This is a genomic window from Sphingomonas sp., from assembly GCF_036402235.1.
Lineage (GTDB): Bacteria > Pseudomonadota > Alphaproteobacteria > Sphingomonadales > Sphingomonadaceae > Sphingomonas.
The window spans coordinates 13,514-31,736 of record NZ_DASWTG010000080.1 but is presented as its reverse complement, the minus strand read 5'-3'; the positions used below and the strand labels follow the sequence as shown (position 1 = coordinate 31,736).

27 protein-coding genes are annotated in these 18,223 nt (G+C 68.8%); 24 read left to right on the top strand and 3 right to left on the bottom strand.

Annotated features, from left to right (window positions below):
• Positions 1-84 precede the first annotated feature (84 nt).
• From VGD28_RS16390 to VGD28_RS16295, 20 genes are all read left to right on the top strand, one after another.
• The gene (locus VGD28_RS16390; RefSeq protein ID WP_414714516.1) at positions 85-450 is read left to right on the top strand and encodes a DUF2312 domain-containing protein; all 366 of its coding nucleotides are present in this window, start codon (positions 85-87) and stop codon (positions 448-450) included.
• Positions 450-581 (top strand): hypothetical protein, encoded by a 132-nt coding sequence (locus VGD28_RS16385; protein WP_331029424.1) that lies wholly within the window; start codon positions 450-452, stop codon positions 579-581. The genes VGD28_RS16390 and VGD28_RS16385 overlap by 1 nt, the downstream gene beginning before the upstream one ends.
• Entirely contained in the window at positions 578-769 is a 192-nt protein-coding gene (locus tag VGD28_RS16380) for a hypothetical protein (RefSeq protein ID WP_331029423.1), read from the top strand. Before VGD28_RS16385 ends, VGD28_RS16380 begins: the two co-directional genes overlap by 4 nt.
• Positions 766-1,047 (top strand): hypothetical protein, encoded by a 282-nt coding sequence (locus VGD28_RS16375; protein WP_331029422.1) that lies wholly within the window; start codon positions 766-768, stop codon positions 1,045-1,047. The genes VGD28_RS16380 and VGD28_RS16375 overlap by 4 nt, the downstream gene beginning before the upstream one ends.
• On the top strand, positions 1,044-1,403 hold the full coding sequence (locus tag VGD28_RS16370; protein ID WP_331029421.1) for a hypothetical protein: 360 nt from the start codon (positions 1,044-1,046) through the stop codon (positions 1,401-1,403). Before VGD28_RS16375 ends, VGD28_RS16370 begins: the two co-directional genes overlap by 4 nt.
• Positions 1,400-1,738, top strand: a complete 339-nt coding sequence (locus tag VGD28_RS16365) for a hypothetical protein (protein ID WP_331029420.1) — start codon at positions 1,400-1,402, stop codon at positions 1,736-1,738. The genes VGD28_RS16370 and VGD28_RS16365 overlap by 4 nt, the downstream gene beginning before the upstream one ends.
• Entirely contained in the window at positions 1,735-2,247 is a 513-nt protein-coding gene (locus VGD28_RS16360) for a hypothetical protein (RefSeq protein ID WP_331029419.1), read from the top strand. The genes VGD28_RS16365 and VGD28_RS16360 overlap by 4 nt, the downstream gene beginning before the upstream one ends.
• Positions 2,244-2,471 carry a hypothetical protein gene (locus VGD28_RS16355; protein WP_331029418.1) on the top strand — a complete coding sequence of 76 codons (228 nt, stop codon included), beginning with the start codon at positions 2,244-2,246 and terminating at the stop codon, positions 2,469-2,471. The genes VGD28_RS16360 and VGD28_RS16355 overlap by 4 nt, the downstream gene beginning before the upstream one ends.
• Entirely contained in the window at positions 2,468-2,710 is a 243-nt protein-coding gene (locus tag VGD28_RS16350; protein ID WP_331029417.1) for a hypothetical protein, read from the top strand. Before VGD28_RS16355 ends, VGD28_RS16350 begins: the two co-directional genes overlap by 4 nt.
• Positions 2,710-3,690, top strand: a complete 981-nt coding sequence (locus tag VGD28_RS16345; protein ID WP_331029416.1) for an MT-A70 family methyltransferase — start codon at positions 2,710-2,712, stop codon at positions 3,688-3,690. Before VGD28_RS16350 ends, VGD28_RS16345 begins: the two co-directional genes overlap by 1 nt.
• Before the next feature lies 1 nt (position 3,691).
• Positions 3,692-3,976 (top strand): helix-turn-helix domain-containing protein, encoded by a 285-nt coding sequence (locus VGD28_RS16340; protein WP_331029415.1) that lies wholly within the window; start codon positions 3,692-3,694, stop codon positions 3,974-3,976.
• A complete protein-coding gene (locus VGD28_RS16335) occupies positions 3,973-5,061 on the top strand; it encodes a site-specific integrase (protein WP_331029414.1) in 1,089 nt (362 codons plus the stop codon). Before VGD28_RS16340 ends, VGD28_RS16335 begins: the two co-directional genes overlap by 4 nt.
• Positions 5,062-5,230: 169 nt before the next feature.
• Positions 5,231-6,556, top strand: a complete 1,326-nt coding sequence (gene gltX, locus VGD28_RS16330; protein ID WP_331029413.1) for a glutamate--tRNA ligase — start codon at positions 5,231-5,233, stop codon at positions 6,554-6,556.
• 253 nt (positions 6,557-6,809) lie between these two features.
• Positions 6,810-7,481: an energy transducer TonB gene (locus VGD28_RS16325; protein WP_331029412.1), complete on the top strand. Its 672-nt coding sequence runs from the start codon at positions 6,810-6,812 to the stop codon at positions 7,479-7,481.
• A 43-nt stretch (positions 7,482-7,524) separates the two neighbouring features.
• Entirely contained in the window at positions 7,525-7,881 is a 357-nt protein-coding gene (locus VGD28_RS16320; RefSeq protein WP_331029411.1) for a hypothetical protein, read from the top strand.
• Positions 7,869-8,852, top strand: coding sequence for a bifunctional diaminohydroxyphosphoribosylaminopyrimidine deaminase/5-amino-6-(5-phosphoribosylamino)uracil reductase RibD (gene ribD / locus VGD28_RS16315; protein ID WP_331029410.1), 984 nt, complete (start codon positions 7,869-7,871; stop codon positions 8,850-8,852). The genes VGD28_RS16320 and ribD overlap by 13 nt, the downstream gene beginning before the upstream one ends.
• 4 nt (positions 8,853-8,856) lie before the next feature.
• Positions 8,857-9,468, top strand: a complete 612-nt coding sequence (locus VGD28_RS16310; RefSeq protein ID WP_331029409.1) for a riboflavin synthase — start codon at positions 8,857-8,859, stop codon at positions 9,466-9,468.
• On the top strand, positions 9,455-10,597 hold the full coding sequence (ribB, locus tag VGD28_RS16305) for a 3,4-dihydroxy-2-butanone-4-phosphate synthase (RefSeq protein ID WP_414714515.1): 1,143 nt from the start codon (positions 9,455-9,457) through the stop codon (positions 10,595-10,597). Before VGD28_RS16310 ends, ribB begins: the two co-directional genes overlap by 14 nt.
• Positions 10,597-11,016: a 6,7-dimethyl-8-ribityllumazine synthase gene (gene ribH, locus VGD28_RS16300; protein WP_331029408.1), complete on the top strand. Its 420-nt coding sequence runs from the start codon at positions 10,597-10,599 to the stop codon at positions 11,014-11,016. The genes ribB and ribH overlap by 1 nt, the downstream gene beginning before the upstream one ends.
• Complete coding sequence (locus VGD28_RS16295; RefSeq protein ID WP_331029407.1) at positions 11,013-11,555, top strand: GNAT family N-acetyltransferase; 543 nt, start codon at positions 11,013-11,015, stop codon at positions 11,553-11,555. Before ribH ends, VGD28_RS16295 begins: the two co-directional genes overlap by 4 nt.
• A 22-nt stretch (positions 11,556-11,577) precedes the next feature.
• Here the strand turns inward: VGD28_RS16295 and VGD28_RS16290 are convergent, their stop codons facing one another.
• A complete protein-coding gene (locus VGD28_RS16290) occupies positions 11,578-12,669 on the bottom strand; it encodes an alkene reductase (protein WP_331029406.1) in 1,092 nt (363 codons plus the stop codon).
• 56 nt (positions 12,670-12,725) lie between these two features.
• On the opposite strand from VGD28_RS16290, the gene VGD28_RS16285 reads away from it, so the two are divergent.
• The 4 genes from VGD28_RS16285 to VGD28_RS16270 are packed head-to-tail and all read left to right on the top strand — an operon-like array spanning position 12,726 to position 17,579.
• On the top strand, positions 12,726-13,661 hold the full coding sequence (locus tag VGD28_RS16285; protein WP_331029405.1) for a DMT family transporter: 936 nt from the start codon (positions 12,726-12,728) through the stop codon (positions 13,659-13,661).
• A gap of 2 nt (positions 13,662-13,663) precedes the next feature.
• A complete protein-coding gene (locus VGD28_RS16280) occupies positions 13,664-14,323 on the top strand; it encodes a COQ9 family protein (protein WP_331029404.1) in 660 nt (219 codons plus the stop codon).
• A complete protein-coding gene (locus VGD28_RS16275; protein ID WP_331029403.1) occupies positions 14,320-17,037 on the top strand; it encodes an ATP-dependent DNA helicase in 2,718 nt (905 codons plus the stop codon). Before VGD28_RS16280 ends, VGD28_RS16275 begins: the two co-directional genes overlap by 4 nt.
• The gene (locus VGD28_RS16270; RefSeq protein WP_331029402.1) at positions 17,037-17,579 is read left to right on the top strand and encodes a histidine phosphatase family protein; all 543 of its coding nucleotides are present in this window, start codon (positions 17,037-17,039) and stop codon (positions 17,577-17,579) included. The genes VGD28_RS16275 and VGD28_RS16270 overlap by 1 nt, the downstream gene beginning before the upstream one ends.
• A 3-nt stretch (positions 17,580-17,582) precedes the next feature.
• Here the strand turns inward: VGD28_RS16270 and VGD28_RS16265 are convergent, their stop codons facing one another.
• Both VGD28_RS16265 and VGD28_RS16260 read right to left on the bottom strand, forming a co-directional pair.
• Entirely contained in the window at positions 17,583-17,918 is a 336-nt protein-coding gene (locus VGD28_RS16265) for a MerR family transcriptional regulator (protein ID WP_331029401.1), read from the bottom strand.
• 1 nt (position 17,919) lies between these two features.
• On the bottom strand, positions 17,920-18,219 hold the full coding sequence (locus VGD28_RS16260) for an integration host factor subunit alpha (protein WP_331029400.1): 300 nt from the start codon (positions 18,217-18,219) through the stop codon (positions 17,920-17,922).
• Between the last annotated feature and the right edge of the window lie 4 nt (positions 18,220-18,223).

The window sequence follows — 18,223 nt, the reverse complement described above, 5'->3', positions numbered from 1 at the left end:
GCTCGCCCGCGCCTGCCTTGCCATCGCCGCCGTCGCATTCGCGCTCCTGCCAGGGCGCGCCCTCCTGCACCTCGCGGGGATCCTATGACCGGACTCACCATGCGGCTGCAGCGCGGCGCGGATGGCGTCGCCCGGCATGTCCCGGCGCCCGCGCTGCCGGGGAGCGCGCCGCGCGGCCGCAAGAAGCGCGTCGTGCCGGATCCGATCAAGACATCGGGCGAGAGCGCGGCCGAGCAGCTGCGCCTGTTCATCGAACGCTACGAGCGCCTCGACGAGGAGGCGATCGGCATCGCCGAGGACAAGCGCGACGTGCTCGGCGAAATGAAGGCGGTCGGATACGATACCAAGGCCTTCAAGAAGATCATCGCGCGCCGGAAGGTCGAGAAGCACGTCCTCGAGGAAGACGACGCGATCCTCGAAACCTATCTAGCCTCGCTGGGAATGCTGTGATGCGCGGGTTCGCACATCATGCCCGCTGGCGTCGCGTCGCAAAGATCGTGCTGCTCGCCTTGGTCGCGATCGTCAGCATGCCTTTCATCCTGGTCGCGCTGTTCGGCAGCGCCGGATCGCGCCGCTCATGAGCGACACCATCTCGCCCTTCTTCTGGCGCCGCGCCGAGATCGAGACGGTGCGCCGCGAATATCCCATCGGCGGCGCCAAGCATGTCGCGGCATTGCTGCCGAACCGCTCGCCCAGCGCGATCCACTGCCGTGCCGAAAAGCTCGGCCTGCGCCGCCCCGGTGCGCGAGGCCGGAGGGCGTCGTCATGAGGCGCAACCCCGGCATCAGCATGTGCGATGCGCCGAACTGCCGCGAGCGGATTCCGCGCGGGAAGCTGATGTGTCGCGCGCATTGGTTCCGCCTGCCGGCACCGCTGCGCCGCGCGATCTCGGACGCCTGGAAAGAAGGCCGCATCCGCGATTGGTCGGCCAACTGCCTTGAGGCGCGCAGCTTCATCGCCGGCGTCCGGCGCGAACCCCAACCCGAAACCTCACCCGAACGCGCCTACGAACTGCAGGCGCGCATGCTTGGAGAACGTGACGCATGAGCACCCAACTTCTCAGCCCCGACCAGCTCGAGCTGGCCAACGCGCACCTCAATCCGTGGCTCGGCTCCCGCAGCCTGTGCACGGTCGAGGAGGCCGCCGAACAGACCCGCGCCAGCATGGAACGGGCCGGTATCGCCGAGGCCGATCGCCGCGGTGCCGAGCCGCGCGCCATCGCCGCGCTGTTGCAGATCCGCGGCTTCGTGCGCGCCGAGGCCTATGCCGGCACCGCCACCGCCTATGTCCGTCGCGGCTCGCAATCCGAAGAGCGCCTGCGCGGCTTGGCCTATGCCCGCCAGTGGCGCGAGCGCAACGGCCCAATCTTCGACGCGCTCTATGCGAAGGGCGGTGAAGCATGAGCGGCCGCTACGGACATGAGAGCCGCGCGCATGGCAAGCACGTCATGCTGCTCGACTTCTGGCTGACGATCGCGCGCGGACAGGGCGGCAGCGACCGCCCCAGCGTGCGCGTCACCGCTGGCTATCCCGCGCTCTCCCGCAACGAGCGCGCGCTCAACCTGAAGATCGAGCTGCCGATCGCGCTGTTCGAGGCGCCCTCGCTCGCCGCTTCGATCAAGGTCGAGCACCCCGACCAGGTTGTCGCGATCGACGCCACCGCCATCGCCGAAGCCGTTCGCGGCGTGATCGGCATGGACATTGACATTACCGTTCAGACGCCGGGGGATGGTCGATGAAGGCGCTCACCATCTACCAGCCGTGGGCCTCGCTCATCATGGCTGGCGCAAAGCCATACGAGTTTCGCGGTTGGAATCCTCGGCGCCGCGGAGGTGCCTATGCCGAGCTGATCGGCCAGCGGATCGTGATCCACGCCTCCACGCGCAAAATTGACCGCAAAGAGGTCGAGGCGCTGATCGCTGCGCTCGCGGCCGGCGGTGAGCTGGCGGCTGAGACGTGCCTCCACCCCGCACTGGCGCTTCCGATCCTCGAGGAGGCCACCAAGATCACCTTTAACTGCAGCTTGCCGTTCGGTGTGGGCCTCGGGACCGCAATTCTGGGCGAGCCGCGCAACGGCGTCGATATCGCGCGCGAGTTCGGCGTCGAGGAGGTCAACGACAGCGACAGGGACGAACATGCCAATTGGGGCTGGCCCATGCTCGAAATTGAGCGCTGGCCGACGCCGATCGCCATGCGCGGCCTGCAGGGCTTCTGGAACTGGCCGACCCCGACGGAGGCGCTGTTATGACGGCCACGCCCACCGACGTGCAGATCCTGCAGGCGATGGCGGCTCGCCCCGGCGGCATATTCACCTACGTGATCCGCAATATCCTCGCATCTGAGCACGGCTTCGGCCGCGCGCTCAAAACCGACGCCGTGCGTCGCCGCCTGATGAAACTGGAGGACGCAGGCAAGGTCGCCAGCAAGCGCTGGGGCCCAGGCTGCAGCATCGAATGGAGCATCGTCGAATGACCGACACGCTTTCCCTCGATCTGCCGGAAGCGCCGAAGGTGCTGCGCGCGCACGAGCGGGTGTGCACGCTGCCCTCGCTGCTGATGTCCCTGCAGGATCTGGTGCGGTTCGCCAGCGAGAGCGGCGCGAAGGGGCCGATCAACCTCGCCGACTTCGACCCGACGCACGGCGTCAACGTCTCCCTTAACGACGATGGCAGCGGCGTGCTGTTCATCAAGCTCAAGCGGAATCGCGCATAATGCCGATCTCGGCCGAAAATCGCGCTCGCTATCCCGCCGATTGGCCGGTGATCAGCCTGCGGATCCGCAAGGATCGCGCGGGCGACCGCTGCGAATGCCAGGGCGAGTGCGGCCATGATCATGGCGGCCGCTGCCCCGAGATCAACGGCGAGCCGCACAGCGTCACCAGCTCGATCGTCGTGCTCACCGTCGCGCACCTCGACGACACGCCGGAGAATTGCGCCGACGAAAACCTTCGCGCCATGTGCCAGCGCTGCCACTTGGCCTATGATCGGCACATTCACGCGCACAACGTGAAGCTCACGATGTCGCGCCGGCGCGTCGCGGCCGCTGGCAACTTTGAGTTGTTCGGCGGCGACTTGGGAATCCCGACTCCACCGGAGCGCGGGACGGTCGCACCGCCGCCGGCACCGGCGCCGATCGACTGGCCGTTTGGGGATCTGCAGGCCGGGCATTACGGGGTAATCTATGCCGATCCGCCGTGGCGCTTCTCCAACTTCTCGGCGAAGGGCGAGGCGAAGAACCCGGTCGCGCACTATCCCTGCATGAAGGTCGAGGATCTGGCGAAGCTGCCCGTCGCGCGGCTCGCCGCGCCCGACTGCGCGCTGATCATGTGGGCGACGGCGCCGCTGCTCGATCGCGCGATCGAACTTCTTAACGCATGGGGTTTCACCTTCAAGAGCGCCGGCGCGTGGGCGAAACAGACCTCGACCGGCGCGGCCTGGGCGTTCGGCACCGGCTACGTCTTCCGCTCGGCGGCCGAGTTCTATCTCGTCGGCACGATCGGCAAGCCGCGCGTCATGTCCCGATCGGTGCGCAACCTGGTCGTGGCGCCGACGCGCGAGCACAGCCGCAAGCCCGACCAGATGATCGCCGACGTCGAGGCGCTCTACGCCGGCCCCCGCGTCGAGCTGTTCGCCCGCCAGCGCCGCCCCGGCTGGGATGCCTGGGGCAACGACGTTGACAAGTTCGACGGCTGACATGGCCGACGCGCTCCTCTTGACCGAAGACGAAGCGGCGGCGCGGCTGCAGATCTGCGGGCGCACGCTGCGCAGGGAGCGCCAGGCGGGCAACGTCCGCTATATCCTGATCGGGCGCTGCGTTCGCTATCATCCCGACGATCTTGATCAGTTGATCGAGGTCAAGCGCACTGCCGACCGGCCTAAGCCGACGAAGCGGACGGGGAAGGGCGGTCGCAAGATTGCTGCGAATCATGGCGGCGGTGTTATCGTGCCGTTTTCGGAGCGACAGCGCAGCCGGCGATGAGCGTCTACAAGCCCAAGGGTTCCCCCTACTATCACTTCGATTTCGTCTGGAAGGGCCGTCGCCACTACGGCTCGACTGGCATGGAGTCGAAGCGCCAGGCCGAAGCCTATGAGGCGGTTCAGCGCAACAAGGCGATCATGCAGCTGCAGACGCGGCCGCCGATCACCTTGGACGAAGCCTGCGGCGTCTACGCCGAGCATGGCGAGCACCTGTCGAGCTGGTCGACGATCGAGTACATGCTGGCCGATCTGCTCGCCGGCCTGGGCGGCAAGCGCCTGCTCAGCGAGATCACGCAGCGCGACCTGCAACAGCACGTCGCCCGTCGGCGCGATGGCCGATCGAATGCAACCGTCAACCGCGAGATCGACAACATGCGCGCCGTGTGGCGTCGCTGTGAAAAGGCGCGCTTCGACGTCGGCGAAATGCCGGACTGGAAAGCGCTGCGCCTCAAGGTGACCGAAAAGCCACCCCGCGAATTGTCCGTGGATGAGGAAACCGCGCTGTTCGACGAGCTGCGCGAGGACATGCTCGACGTGGTCGATTTCGCATTGAAGGCAGGATGGCGCCGCGAGGAAGTGATCGCGCTGCGCTGGTCGGACGTCGATCTGACCACAATGCAGGCACAGACTCGGATCAAGGGCGGCGACATCGTGCGCCGCCCGCTCACCGCGGCGCTGGTCGCGATCATCGCGAGACAGCCGAAGGTCGGCCCGCGCGTCTTCACCTATGTCGCCCAGCGCACGAGGCCGGGCTTCATCGACAAGAAGGGACGGGCGCAACCGGCGCGGATCAAGGGGCAGCGCTATCCCATGTCCGCCACGGCCTTGCGAGGCGCGTTCGCGGCCGCCAAGCTCGCCGGCGGCATAGAGGCGTTCCGCTTCCACGACTTGCGCCATACTCGCGGCACCAGGATCGTGCGCGCAACCGGCTCGCTCGCGGCCGCAAAGGAAGCGCTCAAGCATCGCACGCTGAAGACGACGCTACGCTACGCGCACGTCCTGGATGATGATGTGAGAAACGCACTTGAAGCGTCAGAGTCCCGAACCATCCCCGAAGCTGATGCGGCGAAGGTCCGGAAAGCCTAGGATTTCTGCCGCTTTGCGGCCCGCTCGACATCACCGTGTAAACGAGATGCTCTACCAACTGAGCTAAGCGCCCGGCCGCATGACCGTGTGCGCCCCGATAGGCGGGTTCGGCGGCGACGTAAACCGGGCGGCGTTTCCCGGCCCGGCGAAATCGGGTAGCGGGCGTCGCATGACCGTCGTCACCCGTTTCGCCCCCAGCCCCACCGGCCGGCTCCATGTCGGCAATATCCGCACCGCGCTCCACAACTGGATGTGGGCGCGCAAGGCCGGCGGCCGCTTTCTGCTGCGCATCGACGATACCGATCGCGAGCGCTCGCGCGAGGAGCATGTCACGGCGATTCGCGACGATCTCGCCTGGCTCGGCCTCGTCCCCGATGGCGAGGAGCGCCAGTCGCAGCGCTTCGGTCTCTACGAGCGCCGCTTTGCCGAGTTGGTCGCCGCCGGCCGGATCTATCCGGCCTACGAGACGCAGCAGGAGCTCGACCTCAAGCGCAAGATCCTGCTCGGCCGCGGCCTGCCGCCGGTCTATGATCGTGCGGCGCTTGCCCTGACGGATGCCGATCGCGCCCGGCTCGAGGCGGAAGGCGTGCGCCCGCACTGGCGCTTCCGGCTCGATCATGCGGCGCCGATCGAATGGCACGACCTGATCCGCGGTCCCCAGCGCTTCGATCCGGCGACGATGAGCGATCCCGTGGTGCGCCGCGCCGACGGCTCGTGGCTCTACCTGCTGCCGTCGGTGATCGACGATATCGACATGGCCATCACCCATGTCGTGCGTGGTGAGGATCATGTCTCCAACACCGCCGCGCAGCTCCAGATGTTCGACGCGCTCGGCGCCGCGCCGCCGGCCTTCGCGCATGAAGCGCTGCTGACCGGATCGGAAGGCAAGCTGTCCAAGCGCCTCGGCTCGCTCGGCGCCGATCATTTCCGCGAGGCGGGGATCGAGCCGCAGGCGATCGTCGCGTTGCTCGCGCGGCTCGGCACCAGCGATCCCGTCGAGCCGCAGCCCGATACGGCGCCGCTGCTCGCGACGTTCGACTTCGCCCGGTTCGGCCGCGCGCCCGCCCGGTTCGACGAGGCGGAGCTGGCGCAGCTCAACGCCCGCATCCTCCACCAGCTCGATCATGAAGCCGTCGCCGCGCGCCTGCCCGCGGGGATGGACGCCGCCGGCTGGCGCGCCATCCGCCCCAATCTCTCGACGCTGGCCGAAGCGGCGGACTGGTGGCAGGTCGTGCAGGGCCCAGTGACCGCCGCGACCGATCCCGACGACGCCGAATTCCTTGCCCGGGCGGCCGACGCCGCCGCCGGCCTCGACTGGTCTGCCGACCCCTGGCACGCGCTCACCGCCGTCCTCAAGGACTCGACCGGACGCAAGGGCAAGGCGCTGTTCCTCCCGCTGCGCCGCGCGCTCACCGGCCGCGACTCGGGGCCGGACATGGCTGCCCTGCTTCCGCTGATCGGTCGCGACCGCGCGATCGCCCGTCTGCGCGGCTGACGGCCCGGCCGCCGCGCCGAACCTCGCCGGCTCGAACGAAGGGGTTTGGTCGGCTCCAGCGAGCGGGTTCGATCCTTCCACCCGGGGGGCGGCCACCCCCGCGCAGACGAGGGCGACAGCGGTTGACGGAGCGGTGGATGCCCCTGGCGAACGGCTCGCTTCACCGCCGGAGGAAAACGCTTTGCCGATTGGATGTAATGATATATCATTGATCGCGTCCGGCAAAGACAGGCCGGAAGCAAGGAGAGCAGCCATGTATGCCGACAGGTATCATTCCACTGCATCGCGGCCGGCTGGAGCCGGCGCAGCCCTTCTGATCAGCGGCGCGATGATCCTGGGCCTCTATCATGCAGGCCCGACGATCGCTCCCGGGGTCTTTGCCGACCCGCCGCTCGTCACGAAGAATATTCCGGTGCCCAAGCCGCCCCCGCCCAAGCCCCAGCCGGAGGAGCAGCAGATAGAACAGCGCAGGACAATGACGACGCCGCTGCCGCATGTCCCGGACCCGGTGATCGACCTGGCCGGCAAGGGCGCGCTGATCGAGGGGACCGACCTGATCGGCCCGGCGACGTCCGAGCCGCCCGGCCCCGTCGGCCCGGCGGGCGGCGGCGTCACGCTCGATCCGCCGCGGCCGCCGGTGATGGTCGCCCCTTCGGTCGATCCCAAATATGCCGACGCACTCCAGCCTCCCTATCCGCCTGCAGAGATCCGCCGGGGGACCGAAGGCAGCGTCACCGCGCGCGTGCTGATCGGCGCCGACGGGCGGGTCAAGGCGATCGATATCGTGAAGAGCCCGAGCGATGGCCTGTCCGACGCCACGCGCCGCCACGCGCTTGCCCGCTGGCGCTTCAGGCCCGCGACGCGCGACGGCGTGCCGGTCGAGGGGTGGAAGACGATGACGCTGCGTTTCCAGATCGTCGAATAGGCAGGTCTAGCCCCGGCCGCGCGGCACGCCTATCTTGCGCCCCATGTTCTTTCTTCGGCGCAACAAGCATGTCTCGTCGGTCGGGCCGCTCCAGGACCTGCGCGACGTCCTGCGCATCCGCCATCGCTACCAGATCTGGTTCCTGCTCGCTGCGTTCGCGACCACCGGCCTGGTCCTCGCCGGCTTCTATTTGGATTCCTACTTCGAGCGCGCCTACAAGCGGGAGATCATCTACGTCGAGAGCTGGCCGGCCGATCGCACGCTCGAGCAGATCGTCGCGCAGCAGAAGATCGACGAGGAAGCGCGGCAGAAGCGCGAGGCCGAAGCGAAGGCCAAGGCCGAGAAGAAGCGCCTCGAGTACAAGAAGATCGACGACAAGCTGAAGTCATGGGGTCTCTGAGCGACACCCGCTGGATGGGTGCGGCGCTCACGCTGGCATCGCGCGGCCAGCGGGTGACGGCGCCCAATCCCAACATCGGCTGCGTGCTGGTCGTAGATGGCCATGTCGTCGGCCGCGGCTGGACTCAGGCCGGCGGACGCCCGCATGCCGAAGCGATGGCGCTGGCCGAAGCCGGTGAGGCTGCGCGGGGCGCCATTGCCTATGTCACGCTCGAACCCTGCGCGCATGAATCGTCGCGCGGACCCGCCTGCGCCGATCTCCTGATCGCGGCAGGCATTGCGCGTGCCGTCGTCGCGATGCGCGATCCCGATCCGCGCACCGACGGCAAGGGGATCGCACGGCTGCGCGAGGCGGGGATCGAGGTGGTGACCGGGATCGGCGAGACCCAGGCGCGCCGCACGATCGCGGGCTTTCTCACCCGCCGGTTCAAGGGGCGCCCCTATGTCACGCTCAAGCTCGCCACCTCGCTCGACGGCTGCATTGCCCTTGCCAATGGCGAAAGCCGCTGGATCACCGGGCCCGAGGCGCGCGCGCATGCCCATCTGGAGCGCGCGCGGCACGAGGCGATCCTGATCGGCCGCGGCACGCTCGAGCGTGACGACCCGAGGCTCGACGTGCGCCTGCCCGGCCTCGAGGGCCGTGCCCCGCGCCGCGTCCTGCTGTCGGCGCGCACTGCGGACGGCTGGCACATGATATCGCAGCCCGCCGCGATCGCCACGCTGGTCGGGGTCGATCATCTGCTGGTCGAGGGCGGCGCGATGACCGCCGCCACCTTCCTGCGCGCCGACTTGGTTGATCGTCTGCTGCTCTATCGCGCCCCGATGCTGCTCGGCGGCAAGCCTGGCATCGCCGATGTCGGCCTCACCGAGCTCGGCGGTGCCCATGGCCGCTGGCAACTCACCGACACGCGCATGCTTGGCAGCGACCGGCTCGAGGTCTACGAGCGCGCCAGCAAACGGGATTCTGAATAACGGTATGTTCACGGGAATCATCACCGATATCGGCACCATCGAAGCCCTTGAGGACCGCGGTGACCTGCGCGTGCGCGTCACCACTACCTATGACATGGCGACCGTCGATCTGGGCGCGTCGATCGCTTGCTCGGGCGTGTGCCTCACCGTCGTGGACAAGGCGCCCGGCTGGTTCGCGGTCGATGTCTCGCACGAGACCATCTCGCGCACCGCAGCCGACCAATGGGTGCAGGGTCGGCGTCTCAACCTCGAACGCGCACTCCGGCTCGGTGACGAGCTTGGCGGCCATATCGTCACCGGTCATGTCGACGGCACCGGCACGGTGCTCGGCATTTGCCCGGATGGCGAGTCGCAGCGCATCGGCGTCTCGGTTCCCCCCGCGCTCGCGCCCTTCATCGCCGCCAAGGGATCGATCACGATCGACGGCGTCTCGCTGACCGTGAACGAGGTGTCCGACCAGAGCGACGGCACCGCGCATTTCGCGATCAACCTCATTCCCCATACCCAGGCCGTCACCACCCTCGGCGCGCTCGCGCAGGGCCAGGCCGTCAACCTCGAGATCGACGTGCTCGCGCGCTATCTCCAACGCATGGAGGCCCATCGTGGCCAAAGCTGAACTCGCCCGTCTCCGCCACGCCTTCCTCTCTTCGCCCGAGGAGATCATCGACGAGGCGCGCAACGGCCGCATGTTCATCCTTGTCGATGACGAGGACCGCGAGAATGAGGGCGACCTCGTTATCCCGGCGCAGATGGCGACCCCCGACGCGATCAACTTCATGGCCAAGCACGGCCGCGGGCTGATCTGCCTCGCGATGACGCGCGAGCGCATCGACCAGCTCGGCCTCGAGCCGATGGCGCGCAAGAACGGCACTCGCATGGGCACCGCCTTCACCGTGTCGATCGAGGCTAAGGAAGGCGTCACCACCGGCATCTCCGCCGCCGATCGCGCGCGCACCGTCGCTGTCGCGATCGACGCGAGCAACGGCCCCGCCGACCTCGTCTCGCCCGGCCACGTCTTTCCGCTGGTCGCGCGTGAGGGCGGGGTACTCGTCCGCGCCGGCCATACCGAGGCCGCGGTCGACGTCGCGCGGCTCGCCGGCCTCAATCCCTCAGGCGTGATCTGCGAGGTGATGAAGGATGACGGCACGATGGCGCGGCTCGACGACCTCGTCTCCTTCGCCCAGCTCCACAACCTCAAGATCGGGACGATCCGCGACCTGATCGCCTATCGCCATCGCTACGACCATCTCGTCGAGCGCCGCGCGGAGACCAACTTCACCAGCCGCTGGGGCGGCGACTGGCGCGTCATCACCTTCTGGAACACCGCCGCCGGCACCGAGCAGATCGCCCTGCTCAAGGGCCGCGTCAATCCAGACAAGCCCACGCTCGTCCGCATGCACGCGCTCTCCCCGTTCGGCGACCTGTTCGGCGAAGCAGGCGACCGCGGCAAGCTGCTGCAGCGATCGATGGAGATCATCGGCGAGGAAGGCGCAGGCGTGATCGTCGTCATCAACAAGCCGCGCGCCGACGCCTTCACCATGGCGGTCGAGCGTAAGGCCGGCATCCGCACCGAGGCCGATATGGAGGAATTGCGCGACTATGGCGTCGGCGCGATGATCCTGACCGAACTGGGGGTGGAGGAGATGATCCTGCTCACCAACACCCACCACACGCTGGTCGGCCTCGACGGCTATGGGCTGTCGATCGTCGGCGAGCGCCCGATCGATCTGGAAGGCGGCGCCTGATGGCCAGGGTTCTGCTGGTCGAGGCGCGCTTCTACGACCATCTCAACGACATGCTGCTCGCCGGCGCCCGCGCCGCGATCGAGGCGGCCGGGCACAGCCACGAGACGATCACCGTCCCGGGCGCGCTCGAGGTTCCCGGCGCGATCGCGATGGCAGCCGAAACCGGCCGCTACGACGCCTTCGTCGCGCTCGGCGTGGTGATCCGCGGCGAGACCTATCATTTCGAGATCGTCTCGAACGAGAGCGCGCGCGGCATCATGGCGCTGACGATGGACGGCATTGCGATTGGCAACGGCATCCTCACCACCGAGAACGAGGCGCAGGCGATCGCCCGGGCCAATCCCAAGCATCTGAACAAGGGCGGCGGCGCGGCCGAGGCAGCGCTGGCGATGCTCGCGCTCAAGGACAGGCTCGGTTGAGCCATCCCGTCCTCTTCACGCAGCGGCTGATCCTGCGCCGTCCCGAAGCCTCGGACTTGGACGCCTGGGCGGCGTTTGCGGCGGACCCGGAAACGGCGCGCTTCATCGGCGGCCCGGTCGCGCGCAGCCTCGCCTGGCGCCAGCTCTGTGCGATGGCGGGATCGTGGGACATCAATGGGTTTGCGATGTTCTCGGTGATCGAGCAGGCGACCGGGAAATGGGTCGGACGGCTCGGACCGTGGCAGCCCGATGGCTGGCCGGGCACCGAGATCGGCTGGGGCGTCGCGCCGGAGTTCGCGGGCAAGGGCTATGCCTATGAGGGCGCCACGGCAGCGATGGACTATGCGGTGGACGTGCTCGGCTGGACCACCATCATCCACACGATCAACCCCGACAATGCGAACTCGATCCGCCTCGCGCAGCGGCTCGGCTCGTACAATATGGGGCCGGTGCAACTGCCCGAGCCCTATGTCGGCGAGCGCGTCGATGCCTGGGGCCAGACCGCCGACGAATGGCGGGCACGGCGGACGGCGAGATGACCGCGCGGCTAAGCGAAGCGAGTCAGGCGGCTTCCTGATCCTTGAGCGCGGGATAGTCGGCATAGCCTTCGCGCCCCTGGCTATACCAGGTCGCGGGATCGCCCTCGTTGAGCGCCGCGCCGCTGCGCAGCCGTTCGGTGAGGTCGGGGTTGGCGAGATAGGCGCGCCCGAAGCTCACCGCATCGGCCGCGCCGCCGTCGAGCTGCGCCTGCGCCGCCTCGCGCGTGAAATAGTCCGAGTTCACCACCAGCGGCCCGGCAAAGACCCTGCGGATCATGGGGCTCAGCCGCGGCACCTCGGTCTTGCCGAACGTGCCCTCGGGACCCGGCTCGCGCAGCTCGAGAAAGGCGATGCCGATCTCGTTCAGCCGCTGCGCCGCGGGCACGAACACCGCCGCGGGATCGCTGTCGTCGACGCCCTGCGTCGCCCCGTTCGGCGAAAGCCGCACGCCGGTGCGCCCGGCGCCCACCGCGGATGCGACGCGCTCCGCGACCTCGCTCAGCAACCGGATGCGGTTCTCGACGCTGCCGCCATAGCCGTCGGTCCGTAAGTTGGCATTGTCGCGGAGAAACTGGTCGATCAGATAGCCGTTCGCGGCATGGATCTGCACCCCGTCGAACCCGGCCTTCAGCGCGTTCTCGGCGGCCCGCGCATAATCGTCGAGGATGCCGGGGATCTCCTCCAGCGCCAGCGGCCGCGCCTGCTCGAACGGCTGGCGACCCTCATAGCTGTGGACCTTGCCGGGGCTGGTGGTCGCGGAGGACGAGACGGGCTGTTCGCCCGTGACCGAGCTGTGGACCTGCCGCCCCATATGCCAGAGCTGCGCGACGATCCGCCCGCCCGCTTCATGCACCGCATCGGTCACCGGCTTCCATCCAGCGACCTGCGCATCGCTCCACAGGCCCGGCGCGAATGGCCAGCCCAGCCCCTGGCGGCTGATCCCCGTAGCTTCGGAGATGATCAGCCCTGCACCGGCGCGCTGGGCATAATATTCGGCCATCATCGGCGTCGGCACCGCATCGCGCGTCGCCCGGCCACGCGTCAGGGGCGCCATCAGCACGCGGTTGAGCGACGCGATCGTACCGAAGGCAATGGGGTCGAACAGGCTGGGCATGGGAAATTTCCTCCCGATGGGTTGCAATATGCAACAGTTAGAGCGCTAAGGGCCGCATGCACGACTCCGCTGCCCCAAGAAAAGCTGCGCCGCAGCATAGCGGGACTGCGCTGCCCTTCGCCGCACTGCTTCTCGGCAACATGGCGCTGGCATTCGGGCCATGGTTCGTGCGCGCCGCCGATGTCGGGCCCGTTGCCGCCGGATTCTGGCGGCTGGCGCTCGGCGTGCCCTTCCTGTTCGCCATCGTGCTCGCGATGGAGGGCAACCCGCTGCGCCGCGCCAGAGGGCTGGGCATCACCTTGTTCTTCGCGGGAATCGCCTTTGCCGCCGATCTCGCCTCCTGGCATGTCGGCATCCTTCACACCACGCTCGCCAACGCGACGCTGTTCGGCAATTCGGCGACGCTGATGTTCCCGATCTGGGGCTTCCTCGTCGCGCGTGCCTGGCCGACGCGCCAGCAAGGCGTCGCGCTGGCGCTGGCCGCGGTCGGCGCGGGCCTGCTGCTTGGCCGTTCCTACAGCCTGTCGCCGCAGAACCTGCTGGGCGATCTGCTCTGCCTGCTCGCAGGGGCGCTCTACACCGTCTATTTCATCCTGATGTCCCGCGCGCGCGAAGCGATGACTCCGCTGTCGGCGCTGGCGCTGTGCAGCGCGGTCGGCGCGCTTCCGCTGCTGCTGTTCGCAATGGCGATGGGAGAGCAGATCTGGCCGGGCAACTGGGGCGTGCTGGTCGGCCTGGCGCTTGCCAGCCAGGTGTTCGGGCAGGGCCTGCTGATCTATGCGCTCGGCCACCTCTCTCCGCTCGTCGTCGGGATCGCCCTGCTCTCGCAGCCGGTCGTCGCCGGCACGATCGGATGGATGGTCTATGGCGAGCGGCTGGGCCTGCCCGATTTCGTCGGCGCGATCCTGGTGGCGATCGCATTGGTGCTGGTCCGTCGCGGATCGGTGCCGCCGGGGCAGGTTGCAACCACGGCAGACGAGGCTAAGTCTTGAGCATGGCCGATGTCGCTGACATGACGCTGGACGAGCTGCGCATCGCGCTCGCCCCGCACCTTGCCCCCAATGCCGCCTTCGACGGCTGGAATGCCAGGGCGGTGGAGGCTGCGGCCGACGCGATCGGCGCCGATCGTGACGTGGCGCGGCTGGCCGTGCCGGGCAAGGCGATCGACATGATCGACCTGTGGTTCGCCCAGATCGACCGGCAGATGGCGCAGGCACTGCCGCCCGAAACGCTCGGCGCCATGAAGATCCGCGCAAGGATCACCGCGCTGGTCGAGGCACGGCTCGATGCGCTTGCGCCGAACCGGGAGGCGCTGCGCCGCGCCCTCGCGATCCTCGCCATGCCGCACAATGCGCCGCGCGCGGCGCAGCTCGGCTGGCGATCGGCCGATACGATATGGCGGCTCGCAGGCGATACCGCGACCGACTACAACCATTACAGCAAGCGCGCGATGCTCGCCGGCATCTATGCCGCGACGGTTGCCGTGCTCCTCAACGACGAGAGCGAAGGGCAGGCCGAGACGCGCGCCTTCCTGGCCCGCCGGATCGAGAACATCATGCAGTTTGAAAAGGCCAAGGCGAAGCTGGCCGGCCGCAAGGACCATCGCTTCAGCATGTCGCGCTTCGTCGGCCGGCTGCGCTATCACGCGCGGTGAACGCGCTCCCCTATCCCGCCCTCTACGCCAGCCATGGCGGCGTCTGGATCGCGACCGAGGAGGGCACCCGCAGCGTCGGGCGAGGCGAGGCGGTGCGCATCGCCGCCGATACCCCCGTCATCCTGCTCAATGCGCCGCTCGCCGCGCTGCGCCTCGGCTATGCCGAATTGTCCGGGCTCGACCTGCTCGAGCTGTTCGCCTTTCTGCGCCCGGCCCGCTTCATGGTGCCGACCCCGCGCGGCGTCGCGCGCTTTCTTGGCCTGCCCGAACCCAAAGGCGACGCGGATGTCGCCGCCTTCCTGCGCGACGCTGCGCAGGCGATGCTCGCGATCGCCGGCGGGGATTGGCCCGAGCGCGAAGGCGCGTGGCACGCCGCGCAATCGCTCGCGCGGCTGCGCTGGAGCTGGGCGCCTGCGCTGGCACAGCGGCTGAGCCGTCCGGAAAAGCCCGAGCGCTGGCTGTTCTCGCGCCTGCCGGAATGGACCGAGCAACCGCCCCGCACGCCGCCGCGCACCGTCGTGCTGGAGCCGGACGAGGTCCGCGCGCGCCTCGCCGAGCTGACCGGCAGCGGTGCCGAGACGCGCGAAGGCCAGCGGCTCTATGCCGAGGCGGCGGCGAGCGCATTCGCGCCGCGCATGCTGCGCGATTCGCCCAATCTGGTGCTGGCCGAAGCGGGCACCGGGATCGGCAAGACCCTGGGCTATCTCGCCCCCGCCTCGCTCTGGGCCGCCAAGGCCGAAGGGCCGGTGTGGGTCTCCACCTTCACCAAGGCGCTTCAGCGCCAGCTCGGCCATGAGGGCGAGCGGCTGTTCGCCGATCCCGAGGTCCGCAAGCGCCGCATCGTCACGCGCAAGGGGCGCGAGAATTATATCTGCCTGCTCAACCTCGAGGACGCATTGCAGGGCGGGTTCGCCGGCCGCGCGGCGATCCTCGCCCAGCTGGCGGCGCGTTGGGCCGCCTATACCGCCGATGGCGACATGATCGGCGGCGACCTGCCCGGCTGGCTGCCCGCGCTGTTCCGGCGCAACGGATCGACCGCGCTGACCGACCGGCGCGGCGAGTGCGTCTATGCAGGCTGCCCGCACTATCGCAAATGCTTCATCGAGCGCGCCGCGCGGGCGAGTGCCGACGCCGATATCGTCATCGCCAACCATGCGCTGGTGATGGTCAACGCCGCGCGCGGGCGGGAGACCGCCACCCGCCCGACCCGCTATGTCTTCGACGAGGGGCATCATCTGTTCGACGCCGCCGATGCGATGTTCGGGGTCGCGCTTTCCGGGCAGGAGACGATCGAGCTGCGGCGCTGGATCACCGGCCCCGAATCGGGATCGCGCGGGCGCCGCCGCGGCCTTGCCGCGCGCCTGTCGGACGTCGCCAGCTATGATGATGCCGGTGCGCAGGCGATCGCCGCGGCGGTCGATGCGGCACGCGCGCTGCCCTCGGACGGTTGGCTCCAGCGGCTCGCCGAGGGCCAGCCCTTCGGCGCGATCGAGCAGCTGCTCGCCGCGGTGCGCGGTCTCACCTATGCGCGCGACGCCAATGGCGCGGGCGAAGCGGGATACGGGATTGAGACCGAGCTGGCCGAGCCGGACGCGACGCTGATCGACGCCGCCGGCCCGGCTGCGGCCGCGCTCGAGCAGCTGCTGCGCCCGATGATGGCGCTCGGCCGCCGGCTGGAAGCGGTGCTCGACGAGGCGCCCGACTGGATGGACGGGCAGGCGCGCGCCCGGATCGAGGGCGCGATCGCCTCATTGGGCTGGCGTGCCGAGACGGTTGCCGCCTGGCTCGCGCTGATCGCCCGGATCGGCGGCCCGGCGACGGAGGATTTTGTCGATTGGCTCGCGGTGGAACGGATCGAAGGACGCGAGGTCGATGTGGGCCTGCATCGCCGCTGGCTCGATCCGTCCAAGCCGTTCGCCGAGACGGTGCTCAAACCCGCGCATGGCGCGCTCGTCACCTCCGCGACGCTGCGCGCGGGCGGCGAATGGGACGTGGCGGACGCCCGCAGCGGCGCGCAGCACCTGATCCATCCCCCCGCGCGGTTCGAGGCGCCGTCGCCCTTCGACTATGCCAACCGCTCCGAAGTGCTGATCGTCACCGATGTGAAGCGCGGCGATACCGCCGCGCTGGCAGCTGCCTATGCGCGGCTGATCGTCGCGGCACAGGGCGGCACGCTCGGCCTGTTCACCGCGATCCGGCGGTTGCGCGCAGTCCACGCCCGTATCGCCGACCGGCTCGCGCGCGAGGGGCTTCCGCTCTATGCGCAGCATGTCGATCCGATCGATACGGGGACGCTGGTCGACATCTTCCGCGACGATCCCCGCGCCTCGCTGATCGGCACCGATGCGTTGCGCGATGGCGTGGATGTGCCCGGCCAATCGCTCCGGCTGGTGGTGATGGAAGGCGTGCCCTGGCCCAAGCCGAGCGTGCTGCATGCGGCACGGCGGCTAGCAGGCGGCGGAAGCGACTATGACGACCGCATCGTCCGGGCCCGGCTGGCGCAGGCGTTCGGGCGGCTGATCCGCCGCGCCGACGATGCAGGCGCCTTTGTGCTGCTTTCCGCCGCCATGCCCTCACGGCTGCTCGGCGCGTTCCCGCCGGGGACCCCGGTATCGCGCATCCCGCTCGATGAGGCGGTGCGGCGCGTCGAACGTCTTTCATCTGTCGCGCCGCTGGGGCAGAAGGCGCCCGCGTTCGTCCCCCGGGAGGCCTGATGAAGACGTTGACGTTGCTGCGCCACGCCAAATCGAGCTGGGACGATCCCGTCGCGCGCGACTTCGACCGGCCGCTCAACGGCAAGGGGCAGCGTGCGGCGCTCGCAATGGGCCGCTATCTTCGCAGCGAGGGAATGACGTTCGACCATGTCGTCGCCTCGCCCGCCGTGCGCATCGTCGAGACGGTCGAGCAGGTCGAAGCGGGCTATGGCAGCGATCTCGCGCCTGCCTGGGACCGGCGCATCTACCTCGCCTCGGCGGGAAGCCTGCTCGATATCGTGCACGAGCTCCCGGCACAGGCCCGGACGGCCCTGCTCATCGGCCACAATCCGGGCCTTGAGGACCTGATCCTGACGCTGATCCCCGATCGGACGGGGGATGCATTGCGCGATTCGGTCGAGGAGAAATTCCCGACCGCGGCAATCGCCGAGATGACCTTCGACGTCGCCGACTGGGCGGCTGTTCGCGCCGATGGCGGCGTGTTGATCCGCTTTACGCGCCCGCGCGATCTCGATCCCGCGCTCGGCCCGGACCGCGACTGACCGCTAGGCTTCGTCGTCCACGAGCGCGCGCGCGAGCGCATCGCGCACGCCGGTCAGCGTTTCGGCGGATGGCTTGCGCGCCCCGCCCCGCTCGCTCGCGAGCAATTGCTGGACCCCCCGGATCGTGTAGCCTTCCTTGCCCAGAAGCGAATCGATGCGGCGCACCAGCGCGACATCCTCGGGACGGTAATAGCGGCGACCGCCGGCGCGCTGGAGCGGACGAAGCTGCGAGAAGCGCGTCTCCCAATATCGCAGGATATGCTGAGGACGCCCGATTTCCTGTGCAAGCTCACCGATCGTCCGGAAGGCGTTTGGCCCCTTCTCCGGACCGATGCTCATCTCATCCCCCGTTGACGATCCGGTCGCGCAGCATCTGGCTGGCGCGGAAGGTCAGCACGCGGCGTGGGGCGATCGGCACCTCGACCCCCGTCTTGGGGTTGCGGCCGATGCGCTCGCCCTTGTCGCGAAGGATGAAGCTGCCAAAGCCCGAAATCTTCACATTCTCGCCATTAGCGAGCGCCTCGCACATATGGCGCAGGACCTGCTCGACCAGCCGCGAAGCGTCGGCGCGCGACAACCCGACTTCACGATGCAGGGCATCGGCAAGATCGGCTCTCGTCAGCGTCGCAGCGGTGGCCATCGAA